This is a genomic window from Agromyces sp. NPDC127015, assembly GCF_042725165.1.
Classification (GTDB): Bacteria; Actinomycetota; Actinomycetes; order Actinomycetales; family Microbacteriaceae; genus Agromyces; species Agromyces chromiiresistens.
This window is the reverse complement of the sequence record NZ_JBHXDI010000004.1, coordinates 172,429-193,991: the sequence shown is the minus strand read 5'-3', so window position 1 is coordinate 193,991 and position 21,563 is coordinate 172,429. Positions and strand designations below refer to the sequence as shown.

Sequence of the window (21,563 nt, the reverse complement as noted above, 5' to 3'; positions counted from 1 at the left end):
GGCCGAGTGCCGCGGCATCCGCGTCGCCGTGCGGCCTCAGCGCAGGATCTCCTCGAGCGCCGCGCGCTGGTGGCGGTGGCCGACGGTCTCGTAGCCGACCACGACGACGATCGGCGCGCACGCGGCGATGACGATGCCGACGGGCAGGCTCGCGCCGGCCGCGACGGCGACGAGCGCGAGTGCGAGCACGACGATGCTGCCCAGGAAGAGCCCGATGTGGAAGGGGTCGAACCGACCCATCAGGAAGCTGTAGAGCGTGAACAGCGCCGTGAGGAAGATCGCGACCGGCACGACGACGGTGCCGAGTGCCGCGACGTCGTCGATCGGCGCATGGCCGGCGATCTCGTTCGCCGCGACGTGCAGTCCCGCGCCCGTCGCCGCGAGCGCCCCGAACACGATCATGTGCCCGTAGCCCCACACGTACGAGCGGCGACGGAACCGGGCGAGCAGCTTGCCGGAGGGCATCGTGAAGTAGGTCCACCACAGGCCGAACGCGAGCAGGGTGCCGCCGAACGCGACGAGGCCCGCGTCGAGCGACCATCCCTCCGCCTCGACGGCCGCAGAGATCGCGAGGATCGTGCCGAGCACGACCTCGCCGAGCGTGATGATGACGAGCAGCCCGTAGCGCTCGGCGATGTGGTGCGGATGCCACGGCGTCGAGCCGCCGCCGCGCTCGGCGAGCGGCGGGATCGCCATCTCGCAGATGCCGAGCAGCAGCCAGATCCACAGCGTGAGCGCGAAGGGCAGGTTCACGACGATGAGCACGATCCACGCCGCCTGCACGATCGCGAGATAGCCCGCGTAGCGCAGCGCCGTGCGCCTGGAGGACGGGTCGTGCCGGGCGATGCGCAGCCACAGGGCGATCGTCGCGAGGCGCATGATGACGTACCCCGCGATGATGACGCCGTTGTCGACGTGCTCTCCGCCCTCGATCGAGTGGAAGAACTCGGGCATGCCGAGCGCCATCACGAGCACGCCGACCATCTGCACCATGGTGGCGACGCGCACGTAGGCGTCGTCGTTGTCGTACGCGCTCGCGAGCCATGTGTAGTTGATCCACGCCCAGCAGATCGCGAAGACCGCGAGCGAGAACGCGATGATCGCCGAGGAGAAGTGCCCGAGCTCGAGCAGGTGCGCGGCCTGGGTGCCGGCCTGGCTGAACGCGACGACGAAGGTGAGGTCGAAGAGCAGCTCGAGCGGGGTCGCGGCGCGATGCGGCTCCGACGGGTCGCGCCCGACCATGCGGCGCAGGCGGTGGTCGAGCGGGGGGTGCGCTGGCGTCGTCATGCGCCTATCGTTTCAGGATTTCGCAGGCTCGTCAGGACGATTCGGCCGGGATCGTCCTCAGCGCTGGACGATCCCCTTGAAACGGTGTCGTGATGGATGCCTCGGCGCGGGGCCGAGGCATCCATCACGATCGTGTCAGCGGCTGAGCAGGAGCGCCTCGCCCTGCCCGCCGCCGCCGCAGAGGGCGACCGCGGCGTTGCCGCCGCCGCGGCGGGAGAGCTCGAGCGCCGCGTGCAGCGCGAGTCGCGCGCCCGAGGCGCCGATCGGGTGTCCGAGGGCGATCGCGCCGCCGTGCACGTTCACCCGTTCGAGGTCGAGGTCGAGGTCGCGCGCCGACTGCAGCGACACGGCGGCGAAGGCCTCGTTGATCTCGACGAGGTCGAGGTCGCTCGCCGCGACCCCGCCCTTCTCGAGCGCGGCGGCGATCGCGTTCGACGGCTGCGAGTGCAGCGAGTTGTCGGGCCCCGCGACCTGGCCGGCCGAACCCACGAGCGCGAGCCACGGGAGGCCCCGCGACTCGGCCCACTGGCGGCTCGCGACGACGACCGCCGCGGCCCCGTCGGAGAGCGGCGAGGAGTTGCCCGCAGTGATGGTGCCCTCGGCGGCGAACGCCGGACGCAGCTTCGCGAGCACCTCGACGGTCGAGTCGGGGCGAACGCCCTGGTCTTCGGCGACGACCACGGGGTCGCCCTTGCGCTGCGGGATCTCGACCGCGACGATCTCGTCGGCGAAGACGCCAGAGGCCTGCGCGGCGCCGGCGCGTGCGTGCGAGGCGGCGGCGATCTCGTCCTGCTCGGGACGCTCGATGCCGTAGCGCGTGTTGACCCGCTCGGTCGAGGCGCCCATCGACTCGTGGTCGAACGCGTCGGTGAGGCCGTCGTGCGCGGCGTGGTCGACCATCGTCCAGTCGCCGTAGGTCTTGCCGGCCCGGGAGCCGGGCAGCAGGTGCGGCGCGTTCGTCATGGACTCCTGGCCGCCGGCCACGACGACGTCGGCCTCGCCGAGCCGGATGAGGCGCGCCGCATCGGTGATGGCCACGAGCCCCGAGAGGCAGACCTTGTTGACGGTCGTGGCCGGCACGCGCCAGGGGATGCCCGCAGCGACGGCCGACTGCTTGGCGGGGTTCTGGCCCGCACCGGCCTGCAGCACCTGGCCCATGATGACGGCGTCGACGTCGTCGGGGGAGACGCCGGCCCGCTCGAGCGCGCCGCGGATCGCGACGGTTCCGAGCTCGACGGCGGACTGCGAGGCGAGGTTGCCGTTGATGCGGGCGAACGGGGTGCGGGCGCCGGCGATGATGACGACGTCGGGCGTGCTCATGGTGGGTGACTCCTTCGTCAGCAGGTGGGGTGTGCTTCCAGTCTAGGTTCCCCGGGCGGGGCCGCCGCCGCTCGGGCGATGTGCAGAACTGCACATCGAGGCTGCGATTCTCGGCATCGACGCTGCAGGCGTGCGCATCGAATACTGGGGAGCGCAATCCGGGCGCCGCACCTGTCGCGGGCCCGTCACCACAGCCGTTCACCGTTGAGAGGCACACACACCATGCGGGTTACGAAGAGGTATCTCGCGACGGCCGTCATCGCCGCCGCATCCATCGCCCTGGTCGGTTGCGCACCGACCGCCACCGCGGGCGGAGGCGATGCGTCGGGCGACGCAGCTCCCGTGAAGGTCGCGATGATCACGAGCCAGTCGGGTCCGCTCGCCGCCTACGGCGAGGCCTACACCGCGGGCTTCGAGGCCGGCCTCGACTACGCCACCGACGGCACGGGCGCCGTCGACGGGCGCGAGCTCGACATCGAGTGGCTCGACGACCAGGGCAACCCCGACACGGCCGTCTCGCTCGCGAAGGACGTCATCGGCCAGGGCACGCAGATCATCGCAGGCACCGTCGTCTCGGGCATCGCGACCGCGCTCGCCGAGCAGGCCGAGCAGAACAAGATCCTCTACATCTCGGGCCCCGCCGCGGCCGACGCGATCACCGGTGTCAACGACTACACCTTCCGCTCCGGCCGGCAGACCTACCAGGACGTCGCGACGGCCGGCACCTTCATCGGCGACCCGGCCGGCAAGAAGGTCGTCGTGTTCGCGCAGGACAACGCGTTCGGCCAGGGCAACCTCGCAGGGGTGCAGGCGGTGCTCGGCGGCCAGGGCGCGACGGTCGAGGGCGTGCTCGTCGCCGAGGACGCCACCGAGTTCACGCCCTTCGCCCAGCAGCTCGTCGCCGCCTCGCCCGACCTCGTCTTCGTCGCGTGGGCCGGCGCCTCGTCGGGCGCGATGTGGACGGCACTCGCCCAGCAGGGCGTCTTCGACGCCGCGCCCGTCGTGACCGGCCTCGGCGACGTCGCGACCTACGGTGCCTACGGGGATGCCTCGAGCGACATCTCGTTCCTCAACCACTACTTCGCCGGCGCGTCGGGCACCGACGTCGAGACCGCCATGATCGAGCACCTCGACGAGGCCGGAGCGACGCCCGACCTGTTCTCGCCCGACGGCTTCGTCGCCGCGCAGATGCTCGTGCAGGCGGTCCGCGAGGGCGGCGACAGCGTCGACGGCATGGTCGACGCGCTCGAGGGCTGGACGTTCGACTCGGTCAAGGGCGAGATCACCGTCCGCGAGGAGGACCACGCAATGATCCAGCCGATGTACCAGGCGAAGCTCGTGCAGGACGGCGACGCCTGGGTGCCCGAGCTCGTCGACACCGTCGACGCCGAGACGGTCGCCCCGCCCGTCGCCGGCGAGTGACCGCATGACGAGCGACCACGCGATGCTCGCACTCGAGGGGATCGGGCTCCGCATCGGCGGGGCCCGCATCCTCGAGGGGGTCTCGCTCGAGGTGCCCGCGGGCCAGATGCTCGGGGTGATCGGGCCGAACGGCGCCGGCAAGACGACGCTCTTCAACGTCGTCTCGGGCGTCGTCCGCCCCACCGCCGGGCGGGTGGTCCTGGACGGCGTCGACGTCACCCGCGAGCCCGTCCACCGACGAGCCACGGCCGGGCTCGGCCGCACCTTCCAGACCTCGAGCCTCTTCCCCGAGCTCAGCGTGCTCGAGAACGTGCGGCTCGCCGCGCAGGCCCGCCTCGGCGGCGCCACGAGCCTCGTGCGCATCCCGCGCGCAGGCGACGCGGCGACGACGCGCGCCCTCGACTGCCTCGAGGAGGTCGGCCTCGCGCACCGCGCCGACGCCGAGGCGTCGGGTCTCGCCCACGGCGAGAAGCGCAAGGTCGAGATCGCGATGCTCCTCGCACAGGACCCGAAGGCGATCCTGCTCGACGAGCCGATGGCCGGCGTCGCCTCCGGCGATGTCCCCGCGATCACCGAGGTCATCCGCCGGCTGCACCGCGGCGGGCGCACCGTGCTCATGGTCGAGCACCACATGGAGGTCGTGCTCGGCCTCGTCGACCGCGTCGCGGTCATGCACCACGGCGAACTGCTCGCCGTCGACACCCCGGAGGCCGTCATGGCGAACCCCACCGTGCAGTCCGCCTACCTCGGGGAGGCGATGTGACCGAGTCGATCCTCGACGTCCGCGGCCTCACCGGGCGCATCGCCGGGCAGCAGGTCATCGAGGACGTCACGTTCGAGGTGCCCGCGACCGGGGTCACCGCCCTCCTCGGGCGCAACGGCGTCGGCAAGACGTCGACCGTGAAGTCGGTGCTCGGCCTCATCGAGCGTTCGGGCGAGGTCCGACTCGCGGGGGAGCGCATCGACGGCCTTCCGACCCATCGCATCGTGCAGCGCGGCGTGGGCTACGTGCCCGAGGACCGCGAGGTGTTCGGCGGCCTCACGGTGGCCGAGAACCTCCGGCTCGCCGAGCGCGACGCGGCACCGCGGCGCGAACTGGTCGAGCGGCTCTTCCCCGACCTCGTCGAGCGCCGCGCGCAGCGCGCGGGCACCCTCTCGGGCGGGCAGCAGCAGATGGTCTCGCTCGCCCGGGCCCTCGTGAACGACAACCGGCTGCTGCTCGTCGACGAGCCCACGAAAGGGCTCGCGCCGCGCATCGTCGACGAGGTCGCCGCGGCCCTCGCGACGGCGGCCGAGACGGTGCCGATCCTCCTCGTCGAGCAGAACCTCCACGTGATCCGCCGGCTCGCCGAGCGCGTCGTCGTGCTCTCGGGCGGCACGGTCGTGTTCACGGGCACGGCGCACGAGTTCCTCGACGACGAGGCGCTCGTGCAGCGCCACCTCGGGGTGCACGACGCGAGCGAGGCCGCCTGATGAGCACCGTCGTCCTCCTCGTCATCACCGGCCTCGGACTCGGGGCCCTGTACTTCCTCGTCGCGAGCGGGCTCTCGCTCATCTACGGGCTCATGGGCGTCCTGAACTTCGCGCACGGCGCGTTCCTCACGATCTCCGCGTTCCTCGGCTGGGAGGCCGGGCGGAGGGTCTCCGACGGAACATGGTGGGGACTCGCCGTCTCTGCGCTGGTCGGCATGGCCGTCGGCGCGCTCGTCGCGGCCCTCACCGAGTACTTCCTGATCCGGCGGCTCTACGAGCGGCACATCGAGCAGGCGCTCGTCACCGTCGGGCTCTCGCTCGCCGCCGTCGCCCTCTTCGAGGGCATCTGGGGCACCGACCCGATCTACACCGCGAAGCCCGAATGGCTCACGGAGACGACCGAGATCCTCGGCGCGAGGATCCCGAACGACCGGTTCCTGCTCATCGCGTGCGCCCTGGTCGTGCTCGGCGGCATCGTGCTCTTCCTGCACCGCACCCGCTACGGCCTCATCATCCGGGCCGGCGTGGAGAACCGGCAGATGGTGTCGGCGCTCGGCATCGACGTGCGGCGGTCGTTCACGCTCGTCTTCGCGATCGGGGGCGCCGCAGCCGGACTCGGCGGGGTGCTCGCCTCGGTCTACTACGGCTACGTGTCGGCCCACCTCGGCAGCGTGCTGCTCATCTTCGCGTTCATCGTGACGGTCATCGGCGGGCTCGGATCGCTCACGGGCGCGGCCGTCGCCTCGGTGCTCGTCGCCGTGCTGCAGCAGTTCGCCAACTTCTACCTCGGCGGCACCGGCGACCTCGTCGTCGTCGTCGCGCTCGCCGTGGTGCTGCTCATCCGCCCGCGTGGGCTCATGGGGAAGGTCGCATGATGTCGAGACGGACCCGTTGGCAGAACACGGCCCTCCTGCCGGTGATCGGCGGCGTGCTCGCCGTCGTGGGGCTCGCCGTGCTGCCGCTGCTCGCGATCGACGTCCCGGGCGTCCTGCCCGGCCCCACCTACACCCCGGGCACCCTGCAGCTCCTCGCCTACGCGATGCTCATCGCCGCACTCGCCCTCGGCTACCGCATGATGTTCGGCCTCGCCGGCCTGTTGTCGTTCGGGCACGCGCTCTTCTTCGCCGCGGGCGCGTACGGCCTCGGCATGACGCTCGAGGCGTTCGCACCGCCCGAGTGGCCCGGCGACCTCATCTTCGTCGTGTCGATCCTCGTGACGCTCGTCGGCGGGCTCGTCCTCGCGATGACCGTCGGCGCGCTCGCCCTGCGGGTCACCGGCATCTCGTTCGCGATGGTGACCCTCGCGTTCGCCCAGGCCGGCTCGGTGCTCATCCGCCGCAACCCCGGCGGGGCGACGGGCGGCGACGAAGGGCTGTCGCTCGACATCGAGCACGTGCCCAGCGCGCTCGTCGGCGTGGTGAACACCCGCAACCTCTACTGGCTCGCGCTCGCGGTGCTCGTCGTCGTGTACCTCGTCGTGCTGTGGGTCGAGCGGAGTCGCGCCGGGCACGTCGCCGCTGCGACGCGCGAGAACGAACTGCGCGTGCGCGTGCTGGGCCTCCGCCCCTTCACCGTGAAGCTCCTCGTGTTCGTCGTGGCCTCGGTGCTCGCCGTCGTCGTCGGCATGGCCTACCTGCTGCTGCAGTCGGGCGCGTCGCCGCGCATCGCGACCGCCGACTTCACGCTCACGCTGCTCGTCATCGTCGTGCTCGGCGGAGTCGGGTACCGCTGGGGCGCGATCGTGGGCGGCATCGTCTACACGCTCCTCGACCAGCGGCTCACTGCGTTCGCCGGTTCCGACGCCGTCGCCGGCCTGCCCGCCGTGCTGCGGGTGCCGCTCAGCGAGCCGCTGTTCATCCTCGGCACGTTGTTCGTCCTCGTCGTGCTGTTCCTGCCGGGCGGCATCGCGGGCCTGCCGCAGCGCATCCGGTCGGGCCGCGTCCGGCATCCGCTCGAGGCGGAGGAGGCGACCGATGCGTGAGCACGAGACATCCCACCAGACCCACGACGCCGCGCGGGAGCGCGGCCGACAAGGAGGAAACGTGACCGATCTCACTGGGCGACGCGCCGTCGTCACCGGGGGAGCGAGCGGCATCGGCGCCGCCTGCGCGCGTGCGTTCGCGAGCGCGGGTGCGCACGTCGTGATCGCCGACGTCGACGCCGACGCCGCCGCCGCGCTCGCGGACGAGCTCGGCGGCGAGTCGTGGGCGGTCGACCTCGCCGACACCGCGGCGCTCGCCGGCCTCTCGCTCGAAGCCGACATCCTCGTCAACAACGCGGGCATTCAGCACGTCCGCCCGATCGAGGAGTTCGAGCCCGAGCGGTTCTCGTTCATCCTCCGGCTCATGCTCGAGTCGCCGTTCCTGCTCATCCGCGCCGCGCTGCCCGGCATGTACGAGCGGGGCTTCGGACGGGTCATCAACCTCTCGAGCGTGCACGGCCTGCGGGCGTCGCCGTTCAAGTCGGCCTACGTGGCCGCCAAGCACGGGCTCGAGGGGCTCTCGAAGGTCACCGCGCTCGAGGGCGGCCCGCACGGCGTCACGTCGAACTGCATCGACCCCGGCTACGTGCGCACGCCGCTCGTCGAGAAGCAGATCGCCGACCAGGCGCGGCTGCACGGCATCACCGAGGAGGAGGTGCTGCCGAAGATCATGCTCACCGAGTCGGCCGTCAAGCGGCTCGTGGAGCCCGCCGAGGTGGCGAGCCTCGCGCTCTGGCTCGCGGGGCCCGACGCGGGCATGGTGACGGGGGCGAGCTACACGATGGACGGCGGATGGAGCGCACGATGACAGGCGCCGCCTTCACCGCAGCGGTCGCGGGTGGCGCGCTCGCGGGCGGCCAGTGGCGCGAGGATGCCTCGGGGCTGCCGATCCTCGCGGTGCACGGCATCACCGCCAGCCATCGCGCATGGGACCTGCTCGCCGACGGCCTGCCCGACCGCCGGGTGATCGCCCCCGACCTGCGCGGTCGCGGTCGCAGCAACCGGCTGCCTGCGCCGTACGGACTCGAGCAGCACGCCGACGATCTCGCGGGCGTGCTCGACGCGCTCGGCGTCCCGCGCGCGTTCGTCGTCGGGCACTCGATGGGCGCGTTCGTCACCGTGCGCCTCGCCGAGCGCCACCCCGACCGCGTCGCGGGCGTCGTCCTCGTCGACGGCGGACTGCCGATCCCGGCGCCCGCGGGCGTCGCGCCCGAGGACCTGCCGGCGCTCCTGCTCGGCCCGGCGCTCGAGCGGCTGGCGATGACGTTCCCCGACCGGGCGGCGTACCTCGCGTTCTGGCGGCGCCATCCCGCGATGGGTCCGTACTGGAGCGACGCGATCGAGGCGTACGTCGACTACGACCTCGAAGGGGAGCCGCCGGCACTGCGCAGCGCGGCGAATGCCGATGCGGTCGCCGTCGACGCGCTCGAACTCGACGGGTCGGCGGGGTACGCCGAGGCGCTCGCCGCGCTGCCCGGTCCGGTCGACTTCCTCAGGGCGCCGCGGGGCCTGCTGGACGGCGCGCCCCTGTACGCCGCGCCGCTCGTCGCTGCGGCGACGGAACGGCTCCCGCAGCTCGTCGTCCACGAGGTCGACGACGTCAACCACTACACGATCCTCATGACGGCCCTCGGCACCGGTAGCGTGATCGATGTGATCCGCACCCGCATCCAGGCCGCGGAGACACAGGAAGGTGCATCGTGACACTCGACAAAGTCGTCGGGTCCGCCCAAGAAGCGGTCGCCGACATCCCCTCAGGAGCCAGTCTCGCCGTCGGCGGGTTCGGGCTCTGCGGCATCCCGATGGTGCTGATCCAGGCCCTGCTGGACGCAGGGGTCGACGGGCTCTCCGTCGTCTCGAACAACTGCGGCGTCGACGATTGGGGGCTCGGCGTGCTGCTCGCGAAGCAGCGCATCGCCAAGATGACCTCCTCGTACGTCGGCGAGAACAAGGAGTTCGAGCGGCAGTACCTCTCGGGCGAGCTCGAGCTCGAGCTGACCCCGCAGGGCACGCTCGCCGAGAAGCTGCGGGCGGGGGGCAGCGGCATCGCCGCGTTCTTCACGCAGACCGGCGTCGGCACGCAGGTCGCCGAGGGCGGCCTGCCGCGGCGCTATCACGCCGACGGCACCGTCGCCGTCGCGAGTCCGCCGAAGCCCGTGCAGACCTTCGAGGTCGCGGGGGAGCCGCGCGAGTTCGTCATGGAGGAGGCGATCACGACGGACTTCTCGCTCGTGCACGCGCTGAAGGCCGACCGGTTCGGCAACCTCGTCTTCGACAAGTCGGCGCGAAACTTCTCGCCGCTCGCGGCGATGGCCGGGCGCATCTGCATCGCCCAGGTCGAGGAGCTCGTCGAGCCCGGCGACATCGATCCTGACGCCGTGCACCTGCCCGGCGTGTACGTCGACCGTGTGGTCGTGGTCGGCCCCGAGATCGAGAAGCGGATCGAACGCCGAACGGTGTCGGTCGAGAAGGCGGCATCGCGCGAGATGCCGGAAGGAGCCTGAGCCATGGCACTCACCCGCCTCGAGATGGCGGCCCGCGCCGCCCGTGAACTCAGCGACGGATCGTACGTGAACCTCGGCATCGGCCTGCCGACGCTGGTGCCGAACTACGTGCCCGAGGGCACGACGATCCTGCTGCAGTCGGAGAACGGCATCCTCGGCGTCGGGCCGTACCCGACGGAGGACGCGGTCGACCCCGACCTCATCAACGCCGGCAAGGAGACCGTCACCGTGCTCCCCGGCGCCGCGTACTTCGACTCGGCCCTGAGCTTCGGCATGATCCGCGGCGGCAAGATCGACGCCGCCATCCTCGGCGCCATGCAGGTCTCGGCGCGCGGCGATCTCGCCAACTGGATGATCCCCGGCAAGATGGTGAAAGGACCCGGCGGCGCGATGGACCTCGTGCACGGCGCCCGCCGGCGCATCGTGCTCATGGAGCACGTCGCGAAGGACGGCTCGCCGAAGATCGTGGACGAGTGCTCGCTGCCGCTCACCGGCAAGGGCGTCGTCGACCGCATCATCACGGACCTCGCGGTGATCGACGTCACGGCCGACGGGCTCGTGCTCGTGGAGTGCGCGCCGGGCGTCACGGTCGCCGAGGTCGTCGCCGCGACGGAGCCGCCCCTCGACACCTCCGCGGTGGGGTAGCCGTGGTCGACACGATCCTGCCCGGCATCCTGGCCCGGCAGGTGGCCACGCCGCGCCTTCGCGCCGGGGTGCTCGAGCGCCCCGCGGTGCCGGGCGAGCAGTCCGCGACCGTCGTCTTCGTCCACGGCAACGTCTCGTCGTCGTTGTTCTGGCAGCCCGTCATGCTCGCGCTGCCGGCCTCGGTGCGCGCGATCGCGATCGACCTGCGCGGCTTCGGCGACAGCGAGACGCTGCCGGTCGACGCCACGCGAGGGGTGCGCGACTTCTCCGACGACGTCGCATCGGTGATCGACGAGCTCGGCCTCGGCGCCGTGCACCTCGTCGGCTGGAGCATGGGCGGCGGGGTCGCCATGCAGCTCGTCATCGACCGCCCAGAGCTCGTCGCGAGCCTCACCCTGCAGTCGACGGTCTCGCCGTACGGCTTCGGCGGCACCCGGCTCGACGGGACGCTGCTGGTCGACGATGCGGCGGGCACGGGCGGCGGGGGAGCGAACCCCGATTTCGTCGCCCGGCTCGCCGCGGGCGACCGCACCGAGGAGTCGCCGACCTCGCCGCTCACGGTGTACCGGTCGAGCTACGTCGCGCCCGGTTTCGCCTCCGAGCTCGAGTCGATCTGGGTCGCCTCGATGCTGTCGACCGCCACCGGCGTCGACCACTACCCCGGGGATGCCTCGAGCTCGGCGAACTGGCCGGGGTTCGCGCCCGGCGGGCGGGGCGTGCTGAACACGATGGCGCCGACCCACTTCGATACCTCGGCCATCGTCGACGTCGCCGAGAAGCCGCCCGTGCTGTGGATCCACGGTGCACAGGACGCGATCGTCGGCGACGCCTCGTTCTTCGACCTCAACCAGCTCGGCAAGGCCGGCATCATCCCGGGCTGGCCGGGCGACGAGGTCGCACCGCCGCAGCCGATGGTGTCGCAGACCCGCGCCGTGCTCGCCCGCTACGCCGAGCGCGGCGGGGCGGTCACCGAGGTCGAGCTGGACGGCTGCGGGCATTCGCCCCATCTCGAGCGGCCGGCCGAGTTCCTGGAGGCGCTCGTCGCGCTCATCGCGACTGAGGGCAAAGGGATGCCTCGGGCTGCATCCGCCTGAGGCATCCACTCGCGGCCGACGCTCGGCCTCGCGCAACTAGACTTGCCTCGTGCCTGCTGTGAATCTCGGAATGCCGAAGGTCCCCGAAGTCCTGGCCCCCCGACGCAAGTCGCGCCAGATCAAGGTGGGCAAGGTGCTCGTGGGCGGCAACGCCCAGGTGAGCGTCCAGTCGATGACCACGACGCCGACGACGAACATCAACGCGACGCTCCAGCAGATCGCCGAGCTCACGGCGTCGGGCTGCGACATCGTGCGCGTCGCCGTGCCGAGCCGCGACGACGCCGAGGCGCTGCCGATCATCGCGAAGAAGAGCCAGATCCCGGTCATCGCCGACATCCACTTCCAGCCGAACTACGTGTTCGCCGCGATCGACGCCGGCTGCGCGGCGGTGCGCGTCAACCCGGGCAACATCCGCAAGTTCGACGACCGCGTCGGCGAGATCGCGGCCCGTGCGAAGGCTGCTGGAGTGTCGCTCCGCATCGGGGTCAACGCCGGCTCGCTCGACCCTCGCCTGCTCGAGAAGTACGGCAAGGCGACTCCCGAGGCGCTCGTCGAGTCGGCCGTGTGGGAGGCGTCGCTCTTCGAGGAGCACGACTTCCACGACTTCAAGATCTCGGTCAAGCACAACGACCCGATCGTCATGGTGAAGGCGTACCGCATGCTCGCCGAGCGCGGCGACTGGCCGCTGCACCTCGGTGTCACCGAGGCGGGTCCCGCGTTCCAGGGCACGATCAAGTCGGCGACGGCGTTCGGCATCCTGCTCGGCGAGGGCATCGGCGACACCATCCGCGTCTCGCTCTCCGCGCCGCCCGTCGAAGAGGTCAAGGTCGGGCTGCAGATCCTGCAGTCGCTGAACCTGCGCGAGCGCAAGCTCGAGATCGTGTCGTGCCCGTCGTGCGGGCGTGCGCAGGTCGACGTGTACACGCTCGCCAACGACGTGACCGAGGGCCTCAAGCACGTCACCGTGCCGCTCCGCGTCGCCGTCATGGGCTGCGTCGTGAACGGCCCCGGCGAGGCGCGCGAGGCCGACCTCGGCGTCGCGAGCGGCAACGGCAAGGGGCAGATCTTCGTGAAGGGCGAGGTCATCAAGACCGTGCCCGAGGCCGAGATCGTCGAGACGCTCATCGCCGAGGCCCAGCGCATCGCCGACGAGATGGGCACCGACGCCCCGGTGGGCGCACCGACGGTCGTCACGCCCTAGCGTCGTTCGGCACGCCCTGCGCGTGAGCCGTCGCCCGTTCGGCGCCGCTGCTTGTGGGAGTGCTCAGGCCGCGCCGAACCGCACCGTGCCGGTGCCGATGTCGGCCGCCTCGAGCACGACCTCGATCGCGCCGCCCGGCGCGGCGTCGGCCGGCGCGGGGCAGCTCGCCGTCACCGCGGGCGTCTCGAGCTGGAAGACCGCGCGCTCGCCCCTGAGCTCGAGCACGGTCGCGGTGAACCGCTCGCCGACCCGGTCGCGCAGGAGCGCCGCCTCGACCCGTGCGATCGACTCCGCGCCGAGGCGCCCCGCCCGCTGCTCGGAGGCGGCCATGATCGCAGGCAGCTCGGCGAGCGACGCACGCGCCCAGGCGGGCACCTCGCGCCCGGCGACGATCGCCTCGCACACGACGAGGCCCCATCGGTCCACGAGCCGGCGGATCGGCGCCGTCACGTGAGCGTACGGCGCGGCGAGCGCCGCCTGCATCGTCTCCGCGGGCGGTGCGCCGTCGAACGCGGCGTAGCCGGCACCGCGGAAGAGCCCGCTCGCGGCCTGCAGGACCGCGAGCGCCACGGGGTCGGCGCGGTCGAGTCGACGCAGGTACTCGCCGTACGACTCGTCCTCGGGCCACGGAAGCCCGAGCGCGACGGTCTGCCGGCGGAAGGCGGCGAGCCGCTCGTCGTCGGGGCTCGGCATGGTGCGCAGGATGCCGACACCCGCACCCAGCATGATCGACGCGGCGGCCATGCCGGTCAGCAGAGAGAGCTGCGCGTTCCAGTCCTCGACCGGCAGCGGCGTGCGGCGCGCGAGGTCGTAGCCGCCGTCGCTGCGCACGATCTCCTCGTCGGGGGTGTTGAGGCTCGCGCCGCCGCGGCGGCGTTCCTGCTCGATGCGGGCGCGCCCGATCTCGCCGAGGAGGGCGACCGGCGACTCCCGGTCGCCGTCGTCGATGAGCGCCTGCGCCCCGGAGTAGTCGAGGCGCGCCCGGGAGCGAACGAGCGCTCGCTCGACCGCCGTCGTCCCGAGGGTGCCGTCGGCGGCGAGCTCGAAGCGCCACACGTAGGCGGTACGGTCGACGCCGGGCAGGAGGGACGCCCGGTCGTCGCCGATGACTGGCGGGTGCAGGGGCACCCGACCGTCGGGAGCATAGAGCGTCTGCCCGCGCTCACGCGCAGCCCGGTCGACCGATCCGCCGGGCCGCACGAAACCGGGCAGGTCTGCGATCGCATAGTGCACGAGGAAGCCGTCGCCTCGGCGCGCGAGGTGCATCGCCTGGTCGAGGTCGGTCGACCCCGCCGGGTCGATCGTCGCGAACGGCAGGTCGCGCAGGTCGCGACCGGGTGCCTCGGGCCGGGATGCCTCGGCCTCGGCCACGACCTCGGGTGCGAAGCCGTCGGGCAGCGCCATCGACGCACGCAGGTCGGCGAGGGACGCGGCGAGCTCGCTCTGCGCGACGGACGGAGCCAGGTGCGGTCGGCGGGCGGGCATGCGCCCAGCCTACGAGTCGCCGGACGGACCGAGCACCCGCGAGAGGTGCCGCAGCACCGCCTCACCCCACTCCGCGGTCTCGTCGTCGGTGGCCTGCGCGAGGCATCCCCACCACGTGTGCGCCCGGTTCACCGCGTGCGTCGTCTCGGCCGCGGCGACGAGCCGGGCCCACTCGGCGTCGTCGAACCGCGCGACGTCGGCCCAGGCCTCGCGGAATCCCGCGACGACGGGCTCTGGGTCGATGCCGCGGTACTCCATCACGGCGCGGGGCACGAGCAGGGCCTCGACCGGGTGCGCCCACTGCGCGTCGCCGAAGTCGAAGAGGCGCAGCCCGTCAGAGGCGTCGTCCGAGGCGAACACGTTGCCGGGGTGCAGGTCGCCGTGCTGGAGGGTCGCGGGCAGGCCGCCCTCGTCGAGCGCCTCGGCGGCGAGCGCCACGCGGTCGGCCGCGGCCACGAGCGAGGCCGCGGTCGCCGCATCGGGCGCCGAGGGATGACCGGTGGGCAGGGCGAGCACGAGCCCGAGCAGCTCGGCGAAGCGGGCCGGCACGGTTCCGGGGGAGCAGTCGGGCACGCCGGCGCCGAGCACTTCGGCCGAGCGCCCGGCCAAGGAGCGCTGCACGCGCGCCCACTCGTCGATGACGCGCGACCAGTCCTCGGCGGCGGGGTCGTGCCGATCTGCGAGCGTCGCTCCGCGGTCGGCGGTGAGCATCCAGCCCCTGGAGGGGTCGGCCGCGATCGGGGCGTCGACATCGCCCGGAAGGAGCGTTGCGAGTCGCGCTTGGAGGGCGGGCTCGAACGACTGCGCGCGGCAGTTCGCCTTGAACCAGTACCGGGCGGCTCCCGACGGTCCTGCCACCTCGACGACGAGTTGCGTCGACCACGGGCGCACCCGCGGCTGTCGGGTCCCGACGACGACGACGTCGCGCCCGGCGAGCGACTCCGCGATCCAGCGGTCGGCTTCGGCCCGCCAGGCCTCGGAGGAGACCTCGACGGAGAACGGTGCGTTCGACTCACCCATGCGAGCACATTAGGCCATGCGCGAGCCGTCGGGCCGAGGCCTCAGGTCAGGGGTGCCTACGCAGTCGCCTACGCAGGATTGCGAATGCGGTCGTCCGCCCCGACCCCTACCGTGTGCGCTGGCGCGGGGCGTCCGCGCCGAGGCACTCGATCGAAGGAGCACGTCATGAAGCATCCGCGTCGCCTGGCCCTCGTCATCGCCCTCGCAGGAGGGCTCGTCCTCCCGTTCGCCGGCGCCGCCGCCGCGAGCGGCCACGGCTGGGTCGACGACCCGCCGAGCCGGCAGGACTACTGCTCGCAGGGGCTGACCTCGTTCGCCTGCGGTCAGGTCGAATACGAGCCGCAGAGCGTCGAGGCGCCCAAAGGGTCGCTCCGGTGCAGTGGCGGCAACCCTGCGTTCGCGATCCTCGACGACGCGACGAAGCCGTGGCCGCGCAAGGGCGTCGACGACACCGTCACCATCCAGTGGCACCTCACCGCGCGCCACGCCACGGAGAGCTGGGAGTACTTCGTCGACGGTGCGCTGTGGAAGCGCGTCAACGACTTCGGCGCCCAGCCGGCCGCGACCGTGCAGCACATCCTCACGGGGCTGCCGGCGGGCGAGCACACCATCCTCGCCCGCTGGAACGTCGCCGACACGACGAACGCCTTCTACGGCTGCATCGACGTGAACGTCGGCGGCCCCTCGAGCGGCGGCGGCTCGGGCGACGACTGCCCGGTCGCGTGGCAGGCCGACCAGGTGTACACGGCCGGCCAGCAGGCGAGCTCGGGCGGCCGCACGTGGGCGGCGAAGTGGTGGACCCGCGGCGAGGTGCCGGGCTCGGGCGGCGAGTGGGGCGCCTGGCGCGACCTCGGGCCCTGCCCGGCCTGACGCGCGAGCACGCCGCGGAGACCTCCCTCCGTCGCGCGATCGCGGCGGCCGGATGCCTCGGGGCCGCGCTGCCCCGAGGCATCCGGCCTTCTCAGTAGAATCGTCGGGTGCCCACACGCCTTTCGAACTTCTTCCTCCGCACGCTCCGCGAAGACCCCGCCGACGCCGAGGTCACGAGCCACCGACTGCTCGTCCGCGCCGGCTACATCCGGCGCCAGGCGCCGGGCATCTTCGCGTGGTTGCCGCTCGGCCTGCGCGTGAAGGCGAAGATCGAGCGCATCGTGCGCGAAGAGATGGAGGCGGCCGGCGCCCACGAGGTGCACTTCCCGGCGCTGCTGCCGCGCGAGCCCTACGAAGTCACCGGCCGGTGGACGGAGTACGGCGACGCGCTCTTCCGCCTGCAGGACCGCAAGGAGGCCGACCTGCTGCTGGCCCCCACGCACGAAGAGGTCTTCACCCTGCTCGTGAAAGACCTGTACTCGTCGTACAAGGACCTTCCGCTCACGATCTACCAGATCCAGGACAAGTACCGCGACGAGGCGCGCCCCCGTGCGGGGCTCCTGCGCGGTCGCGAGTTCACCATGAAGGACGCGTACTCGTTCGATGTCTCCGACGAGGGGCTGGATGCCTCGTACCAGGCGCAGCGCGACGCGTACGAGCGCATCTTCACCAGGCTCGGCCTCGAGTACGTCATCGTGAAGGCCGACGCAGGCGCCATGGGCGGCTCGAAGAGCGAGGAGTTCCTGCACCCGACGCCCGTCGGCGAAGACACCTTCGTGCGCTCGGCCGGCGGCTACGCAGCGAACGTCGAGGCGTTCGAGACGCTCGCGCCCGAGCCGCTGCCGATCGAGGGCCGGCCCGAGGCGCGCATCTTCGACTCGCCGAACACCCCGACGATCCTGAGCCTCGTCGACCACGTCAACGACCACGAGCCGCGCGCCGACCGGCCCTGGCACGCAGCCGACACGCTGAAGTGCGTCGTGCTCGCGTTGACCCACCTCGACGGCACACGCGAACTCGTCGCCGTGGGCATGCCCGGCGACCGCGAGGTCGAGCTGAAGCGCGCCGAGGTGGCGTTCGCCCCGGCCGAGGTCGAGGCCGCGACCGAGTCCGACTTCGCGAAGCACCCCGCGCTCGTCAAGGGCTACATCGGGCCGTGGTCGCCCGAGGGCCCCGTGCTCGGCGAGCAGTCGGCGAGCGGCATCCGCTTCCTCGTCGACCCGCGCGTGGTCGACGGCACCGCCTGGGTGACCGGCGCCAACCTGCACGAGAAGCACGTGCTCTCGCTCGTCGCGGGCCGCGACTTCGTCGCCGACGGCGTCATCGACATCGCCGACGTGCGCGCCGGCGACCCCGCTCCCGACGGCTCCGGCCCGGTCGAGCTCGCGCGGGGCATGGAGATCGGGCACGTCTTCCAGCTCGGCCGCAAGTACGCCGAGGCGCTCGGACTCAAGGTGCTCGACGAGAACGGCAAGCTCGCGACGGTGACGATGGGCTCGTACGGCATCGGCGTCACGCGCATCCTCGCGATCATCGCCGAGCTGCACAACGACGACAAGGGCCTCATCTGGCCGCCGTCGGTCGCCCCGTTCGACGTGCACGTCGTCGCCACCGGCAAGGACCAGGCGGCGTTCGAGGCGGCGGACCGCATCGTGGCCGACCTCGAGGCGTCCGGCCGCGACGTGCTCTACGACGACCGGCCCAAGGTGTCGCCCGGCGTGAAGTTCGGCGACGCCGAGCTCATCGGCGTGCCGACGATCGTGATCGCGGGCCGCGGTGTCGCCGACGGCGTCGTCGAGGTCTGGGACCGGGCGACCGGCGATCGCTCCCAGGTGCCGATCGACGGCGTGGTCGCCGCGCTCGACGCCTGAGCCCGCTCGTTCGCCGGGAGCGGGCGCTCGTTCGGCCCGCGCCGGCGGCCGCGGCGCCCAGCGAACGTCGGCTCAGCGCCCCGGCGCGGCATCCGCGAGCAGGCGGCGGAGTTCGGCGGCCGTCTCCTCCGACTGGGCGATCAACGCCTCGAGCCGCGCACTGAGCTCGGCGGGTGAGGCGGCGCCGGCCGCCTCCCGGGCGGCGACGGGCTCGGTCTCGTCGACGACGGCATCGGCGTCGCCCGCCGCCGTCGTGCCCGTGTCGACGGGCGCCGCGACCGCGCCTCCGGCGACGTCGTCCACGGTCGCATCGGCGGGTGCCGTCTCCGGCTCGAGTGCGGCGTCGGCGGCCTCCGCCGCCTTCTGCGGCCCGAGGAAGAGGTTCGCGAGGTAGCCCGTGAACGTGCCGAAGATGCCGACGCCGACGATGATGATGAGGGCGCCGATCAGGCGGCCCGGGTTGGTGACGGGGTACTGGTCGCCGTAGCCGACGGTCGAGATCGTGACGATCGTGTACCAGATCGCATCGGACGCCGAGGTGATGTTGGCGCCCTCGGCATCCTCTTCGACGGCCAGGATCGAGATGCTGCCGAACTGCAGCACGAGCACGCCGAGCAGCAGGAGCGTCATGAGCGTGCTGTTCGCCCGGTCGTGGATGAGCGTGCGCCAGATCGTGCGGAGGCCGAGCTCCCGCAGCAGCCGGATCACGCGGAGCACGCGGAACAGCCGCAATACCTTCAGCTCCGCGAACGGCAGGCTCGCGAGCAGGTCGGCCCACCCGAATCCGCGGAAGAAGTAGCCCGATGCGGACGGTGCCGTCGAGATGCGGTAGATGAAGTCGGCGAGGAAGATCGCGCTGAACAACGCGTTCATGACGGAGAGGATGAGCTGCAGCGACTCCTCCGCGTGGAAGAGGTACATCAGCACGAGGTTCGCGATCGAGAGGATCGAGAGCAGGCCGATGAAGATCTCGTAGGCGGTGTTCTTGAGTTCGCTGCGCTGGCGCTGGATGCGCCGCTTCGCGCGGGAGCTGGGCATTCGGGCGTCCTCCGGCTCTGGCGGCCCATCGGCCGCGCGGTCTCGATCGTGGGCGATACCGATTCTTCAGGATCGCGGGGGCACGGCGTGGGAGGCGCGGCTCGTCGTCCGGGTCGTGCCGGACCCGATCGTTCGGACGGCGTTCATGTTCCGGACACCCCCCATCCCGTGGGGCTTCGGTTTCGGCGTGCAGCCTGCACTCGACCCCCTTGACCGACGGCGTGAGGAACGATCCGTGACGATCACCGACATCCAGCTGCTCCCGATGGCCGACCACGTGCGCGGCAAGCGCTCGGCCGTGACCTGCCATTTCAAGTGCGCCAATGCCTGCATCGGGCCGGAGTGCAACACGACGACCAACGCGCACTTCCGCGATATCGCCTCGGCCGCGCTGACGCGCCGGGCTCTGCTCGGCTTCGGCGCGGCCGGCGCAGTGGGCATCGCGCTCGCCGCGGCGTCGCCGAGCGGCTCGGCGTTCGCCGCTCCCGGCGGCGGGGCGTCCGGCGCGACGGGCGGGCTTCCGTTCGACGCGATCGACCCGGTGCCGATGCTCGTCGACGACGTGACGGTGCCGGCGGGCTACACGTGGCAGCCGATCATCCGCTGGGGCGACCCGCTCTTCTCGAGCGTGCCCGCCCTCGACTTCGAACACCAGACGCCGGAGGCGCAGGCCGGCCAGTTCGGCTACAACTGCGACTACCTCGACATCCTGCAGGACCGCAGCGGCCGCACGGGCGTGCTCGTGAACAACCACGAGTACGTGAACCCCACCATCATGTTCGCCCCCTCGACCGACGCCGCCGTGCTCGACGAGCGCGCGGCGATCGCGAAGGCTGCGCACGGCTTCTCGGTCGTCGAGCTGCGCCGCTCGAAGCTCGGGCAGCCGTGGCGCTACCTCATCGACGGACGCCGCAACCGCCGCATCACCGCGGACACCGTGTTCGAGGTCACCGGTCCCGCCGCAGGCAGCGTCCTCCTTCAGACCGCGGAGGACGCCGAGGGTCGCTGGGTGAAGGGCACGCTCGGCAACTGCGCGGGCGGCACGACGCCGTGGGGCACGGTGCTCTCCGGTGAGGAGAACTTCGACGGCTACTTCGTCTGGGCGGCCGACACCGCCGGGCAGAAGCGCTACCGGGCCACGCCGAGCACGAAGTCGACCTACACGTTCGAACGCATCGATCCGCGCTTCAACGCGAAGGACCCCGGATTCGTCAACGAGCCGAACCGGTTCGGCTGGATCGTCGAGATCGACCCCGAGGATCCGACCTCGACGCCGCGAAAGCACACGGCGATGGGCCGGTTCAAGCACGAGGGCGCGAACGTCATCATCGGCGAGGACGGTCGCGCGGTCGCCTACATGGGCGACGACCAGGCGAACGACTACATGTACAAGTTCGTCTCGAAGCGCGTGTTCGACCCCTCGGGCTCGAAGGCCGCGCGGCGTCGCAACATGACCCTCCTCGAGGAGGGCGACCTCTACGTCGCGAAGTTCACCGGCGACTCGCCCGCGGCCGAGATCATCGGCACGGGTGCACTGCCGAGCGACGGCGCCTTCGACGGCTCCGGCGTGTGGATCCCGCTCACGCAGGACGGCGAGAGCGTCATCCCCGGCATGTCGACCGAGGAGGTGCTCGTCTACACGAGGCTCGCGGCCGACACCGTCGGAGCGACGAAGATGGACCGGCCCGAGGACGTGCAGCCCAACCCGCGCACCGGCAAGGTCTACGCGGCCCTCACGAACAACTCGGGCCGCACCCGCGCGCAGGTCGACGAGGCGAACCCGGTCTCGCTCGTCTCTCCGACCGGGTCGGTCACGGGCAACCGCCACGGTCACGTGCTCGAGCTCACCGAGACGGCAGGGCAGTCGGGCACCACGTTCGGCTGGACCATCCTGCTGCTCTGCGGCGACCCGTCGATCGACGGCGAACGGCCCTACTTCTCGGGGTTCCCCGCCGAGCTCGTCTCGCCGATCTCGTGCCCCGACAACATCGCGTTCGACTCGGTCGGCGACCTCTGGATCTCGACCGACGGCGCGCCGAGCAAGATCGGCTACAACGACGGGCTCTTCAAGGTGGGACTCGAGGGGGAGGAGCGCGGGCGCGTGCAGCAGTTCCTCTCGGTGCCGCGCGACGCGGAGACGTGCGGGCCCGTCATCCACGATCGCGAAGGCATGGTGTTCGTCGCGGTCCAGCACCCGGGCGAGGAGGGCACGGTCGCCGAGCCGCATTCGTACTTCCCCGACTACGTGCCGACCCACCGCCGCGACTCCGGTCTGGTCGCGGCGCCGCGACCGTCGGTCATCCAGGTGTGGCGCGGCTGAGGGGGTTCGCCGCGTCATGGGGGGATGCCGCG

General features: G+C 72.0%; 19 protein-coding genes. 14 read left to right on the top strand and 5 right to left on the bottom strand.

Translation table 11 applies throughout. The features are described from left to right. Positions 1 to 36: 36 nt before the first annotated feature. Together ACFWGP_RS13130 and ACFWGP_RS13125 are read right to left on the bottom strand one after the other, a co-directional pair. Positions 37 to 1,287 (bottom strand): low temperature requirement protein A, encoded by a 1,251-nt coding sequence (locus tag ACFWGP_RS13130; protein ID WP_275506675.1) that lies wholly within the window; start codon positions 1,285 to 1,287, stop codon positions 37 to 39. 135 nt (positions 1,288 to 1,422) lie between these two features. Next, positions 1,423 to 2,607 carry an acetyl-CoA C-acetyltransferase gene (locus ACFWGP_RS13125; RefSeq protein WP_231431442.1) on the bottom strand — a complete coding sequence of 395 codons (1,185 nt, stop codon included), beginning with the start codon at positions 2,605 to 2,607 and terminating at the stop codon, positions 1,423 to 1,425. Positions 2,608 to 2,829: 222 nt separating this feature from the next. Between ACFWGP_RS13125 and ACFWGP_RS13120 the strand changes: the two genes are divergently transcribed. From ACFWGP_RS13120 to ispG, 11 genes are all read left to right on the top strand, one after another. Further along, positions 2,830 to 4,029 carry a substrate-binding domain-containing protein gene (locus ACFWGP_RS13120; protein WP_275506676.1) on the top strand — a complete coding sequence of 400 codons (1,200 nt, stop codon included), beginning with the start codon at positions 2,830 to 2,832 and terminating at the stop codon, positions 4,027 to 4,029. A gap of 4 nt (positions 4,030 to 4,033) precedes the next feature. Beyond that, positions 4,034 to 4,792 (top strand): ABC transporter ATP-binding protein, encoded by a 759-nt coding sequence (locus ACFWGP_RS13115; protein WP_231431440.1) that lies wholly within the window; start codon positions 4,034 to 4,036, stop codon positions 4,790 to 4,792. Next, positions 4,789 to 5,502 (top strand): ABC transporter ATP-binding protein, encoded by a 714-nt coding sequence (locus ACFWGP_RS13110; protein ID WP_231431439.1) that lies wholly within the window; start codon positions 4,789 to 4,791, stop codon positions 5,500 to 5,502. Before ACFWGP_RS13115 ends, ACFWGP_RS13110 begins: the two co-directional genes overlap by 4 nt. Next, positions 5,502 to 6,377 (top strand): branched-chain amino acid ABC transporter permease, encoded by an 876-nt coding sequence (locus tag ACFWGP_RS13105; protein ID WP_231431438.1) that lies wholly within the window; start codon positions 5,502 to 5,504, stop codon positions 6,375 to 6,377. Before ACFWGP_RS13110 ends, ACFWGP_RS13105 begins: the two co-directional genes overlap by 1 nt. Beyond that, a complete protein-coding gene (locus ACFWGP_RS13100) occupies positions 6,374 to 7,483 on the top strand; it encodes a branched-chain amino acid ABC transporter permease (RefSeq protein ID WP_376931106.1) in 1,110 nt (369 codons plus the stop codon). Before ACFWGP_RS13105 ends, ACFWGP_RS13100 begins: the two co-directional genes overlap by 4 nt. 61 nt (positions 7,484 to 7,544) lie before the next feature. Further along, positions 7,545 to 8,291 carry a 3-hydroxybutyrate dehydrogenase gene (locus ACFWGP_RS13095; RefSeq protein ID WP_376931105.1) on the top strand — a complete coding sequence of 249 codons (747 nt, stop codon included), beginning with the start codon at positions 7,545 to 7,547 and terminating at the stop codon, positions 8,289 to 8,291. Next, a complete protein-coding gene (locus ACFWGP_RS13090; protein WP_376931104.1) occupies positions 8,288 to 9,187 on the top strand; it encodes an alpha/beta hydrolase in 900 nt (299 codons plus the stop codon). Before ACFWGP_RS13095 ends, ACFWGP_RS13090 begins: the two co-directional genes overlap by 4 nt. Continuing rightward, positions 9,184 to 9,987, top strand: coding sequence for a CoA transferase subunit A (locus ACFWGP_RS13085; RefSeq protein WP_231431435.1), 804 nt, complete (start codon positions 9,184 to 9,186; stop codon positions 9,985 to 9,987). Before ACFWGP_RS13090 ends, ACFWGP_RS13085 begins: the two co-directional genes overlap by 4 nt. 3 nt (positions 9,988 to 9,990) lie before the next feature. After that, on the top strand, positions 9,991 to 10,632 hold the full coding sequence (locus ACFWGP_RS13080; RefSeq protein ID WP_275506682.1) for a CoA transferase subunit B: 642 nt from the start codon (positions 9,991 to 9,993) through the stop codon (positions 10,630 to 10,632). A 2-nt stretch (positions 10,633 to 10,634) separates the two neighbouring features. Further along, complete coding sequence (locus tag ACFWGP_RS13075) at positions 10,635 to 11,726, top strand: alpha/beta fold hydrolase (RefSeq protein ID WP_376931103.1); 1,092 nt, start codon at positions 10,635 to 10,637, stop codon at positions 11,724 to 11,726. Positions 11,727 to 11,796: 70 nt separating this feature from the next. Then, positions 11,797 to 12,927, top strand: coding sequence for a flavodoxin-dependent (E)-4-hydroxy-3-methylbut-2-enyl-diphosphate synthase (gene ispG / locus ACFWGP_RS13070; RefSeq protein WP_231432358.1), 1,131 nt, complete (start codon positions 11,797 to 11,799; stop codon positions 12,925 to 12,927). Positions 12,928 to 12,990: 63 nt separating this feature from the next. Here ispG and ACFWGP_RS13065 read toward each other — a convergent pair whose 3' ends face one another. Both ACFWGP_RS13065 and ACFWGP_RS13060 read right to left on the bottom strand, forming a co-directional pair. Next, positions 12,991 to 14,412: an RNB domain-containing ribonuclease gene (locus tag ACFWGP_RS13065; RefSeq protein ID WP_376931102.1), complete on the bottom strand. Its 1,422-nt coding sequence runs from the start codon at positions 14,410 to 14,412 to the stop codon at positions 12,991 to 12,993. Positions 14,413 to 14,421: 9 nt separating this feature from the next. After that, positions 14,422 to 15,432, bottom strand: a complete 1,011-nt coding sequence (locus tag ACFWGP_RS13060; RefSeq protein ID WP_231431431.1) for a phosphotransferase — start codon at positions 15,430 to 15,432, stop codon at positions 14,422 to 14,424. Between the two features lie 165 nt (positions 15,433 to 15,597). On the opposite strand from ACFWGP_RS13060, the gene ACFWGP_RS13055 reads away from it, so the two are divergent. Beyond that, positions 15,598 to 16,302: a lytic polysaccharide monooxygenase gene (locus tag ACFWGP_RS13055; RefSeq protein ID WP_376931101.1), complete on the top strand. Its 705-nt coding sequence runs from the start codon at positions 15,598 to 15,600 to the stop codon at positions 16,300 to 16,302. 107 nt (positions 16,303 to 16,409) lie between these two features. Continuing rightward, positions 16,410 to 18,173, top strand: coding sequence for a proline--tRNA ligase (locus tag ACFWGP_RS13050; protein WP_376931100.1), 1,764 nt, complete (start codon positions 16,410 to 16,412; stop codon positions 18,171 to 18,173). A gap of 72 nt (positions 18,174 to 18,245) precedes the next feature. On the opposite strand, the gene ACFWGP_RS13045 is transcribed toward ACFWGP_RS13050, so the two are convergent. Continuing rightward, a complete protein-coding gene (locus tag ACFWGP_RS13045; RefSeq protein WP_376931099.1) occupies positions 18,246 to 19,211 on the bottom strand; it encodes an ion transporter in 966 nt (321 codons plus the stop codon). 265 nt (positions 19,212 to 19,476) lie between these two features. Here ACFWGP_RS13045 and ACFWGP_RS13040 point away from each other — a divergent pair, with 265 nt between their 5' ends. Next, positions 19,477 to 21,531, top strand: a complete 2,055-nt coding sequence (locus ACFWGP_RS13040) for a PhoX family protein (protein ID WP_376931252.1) — start codon at positions 19,477 to 19,479, stop codon at positions 21,529 to 21,531. The last annotated feature ends 32 nt before the right edge of the window (positions 21,532 to 21,563 follow it).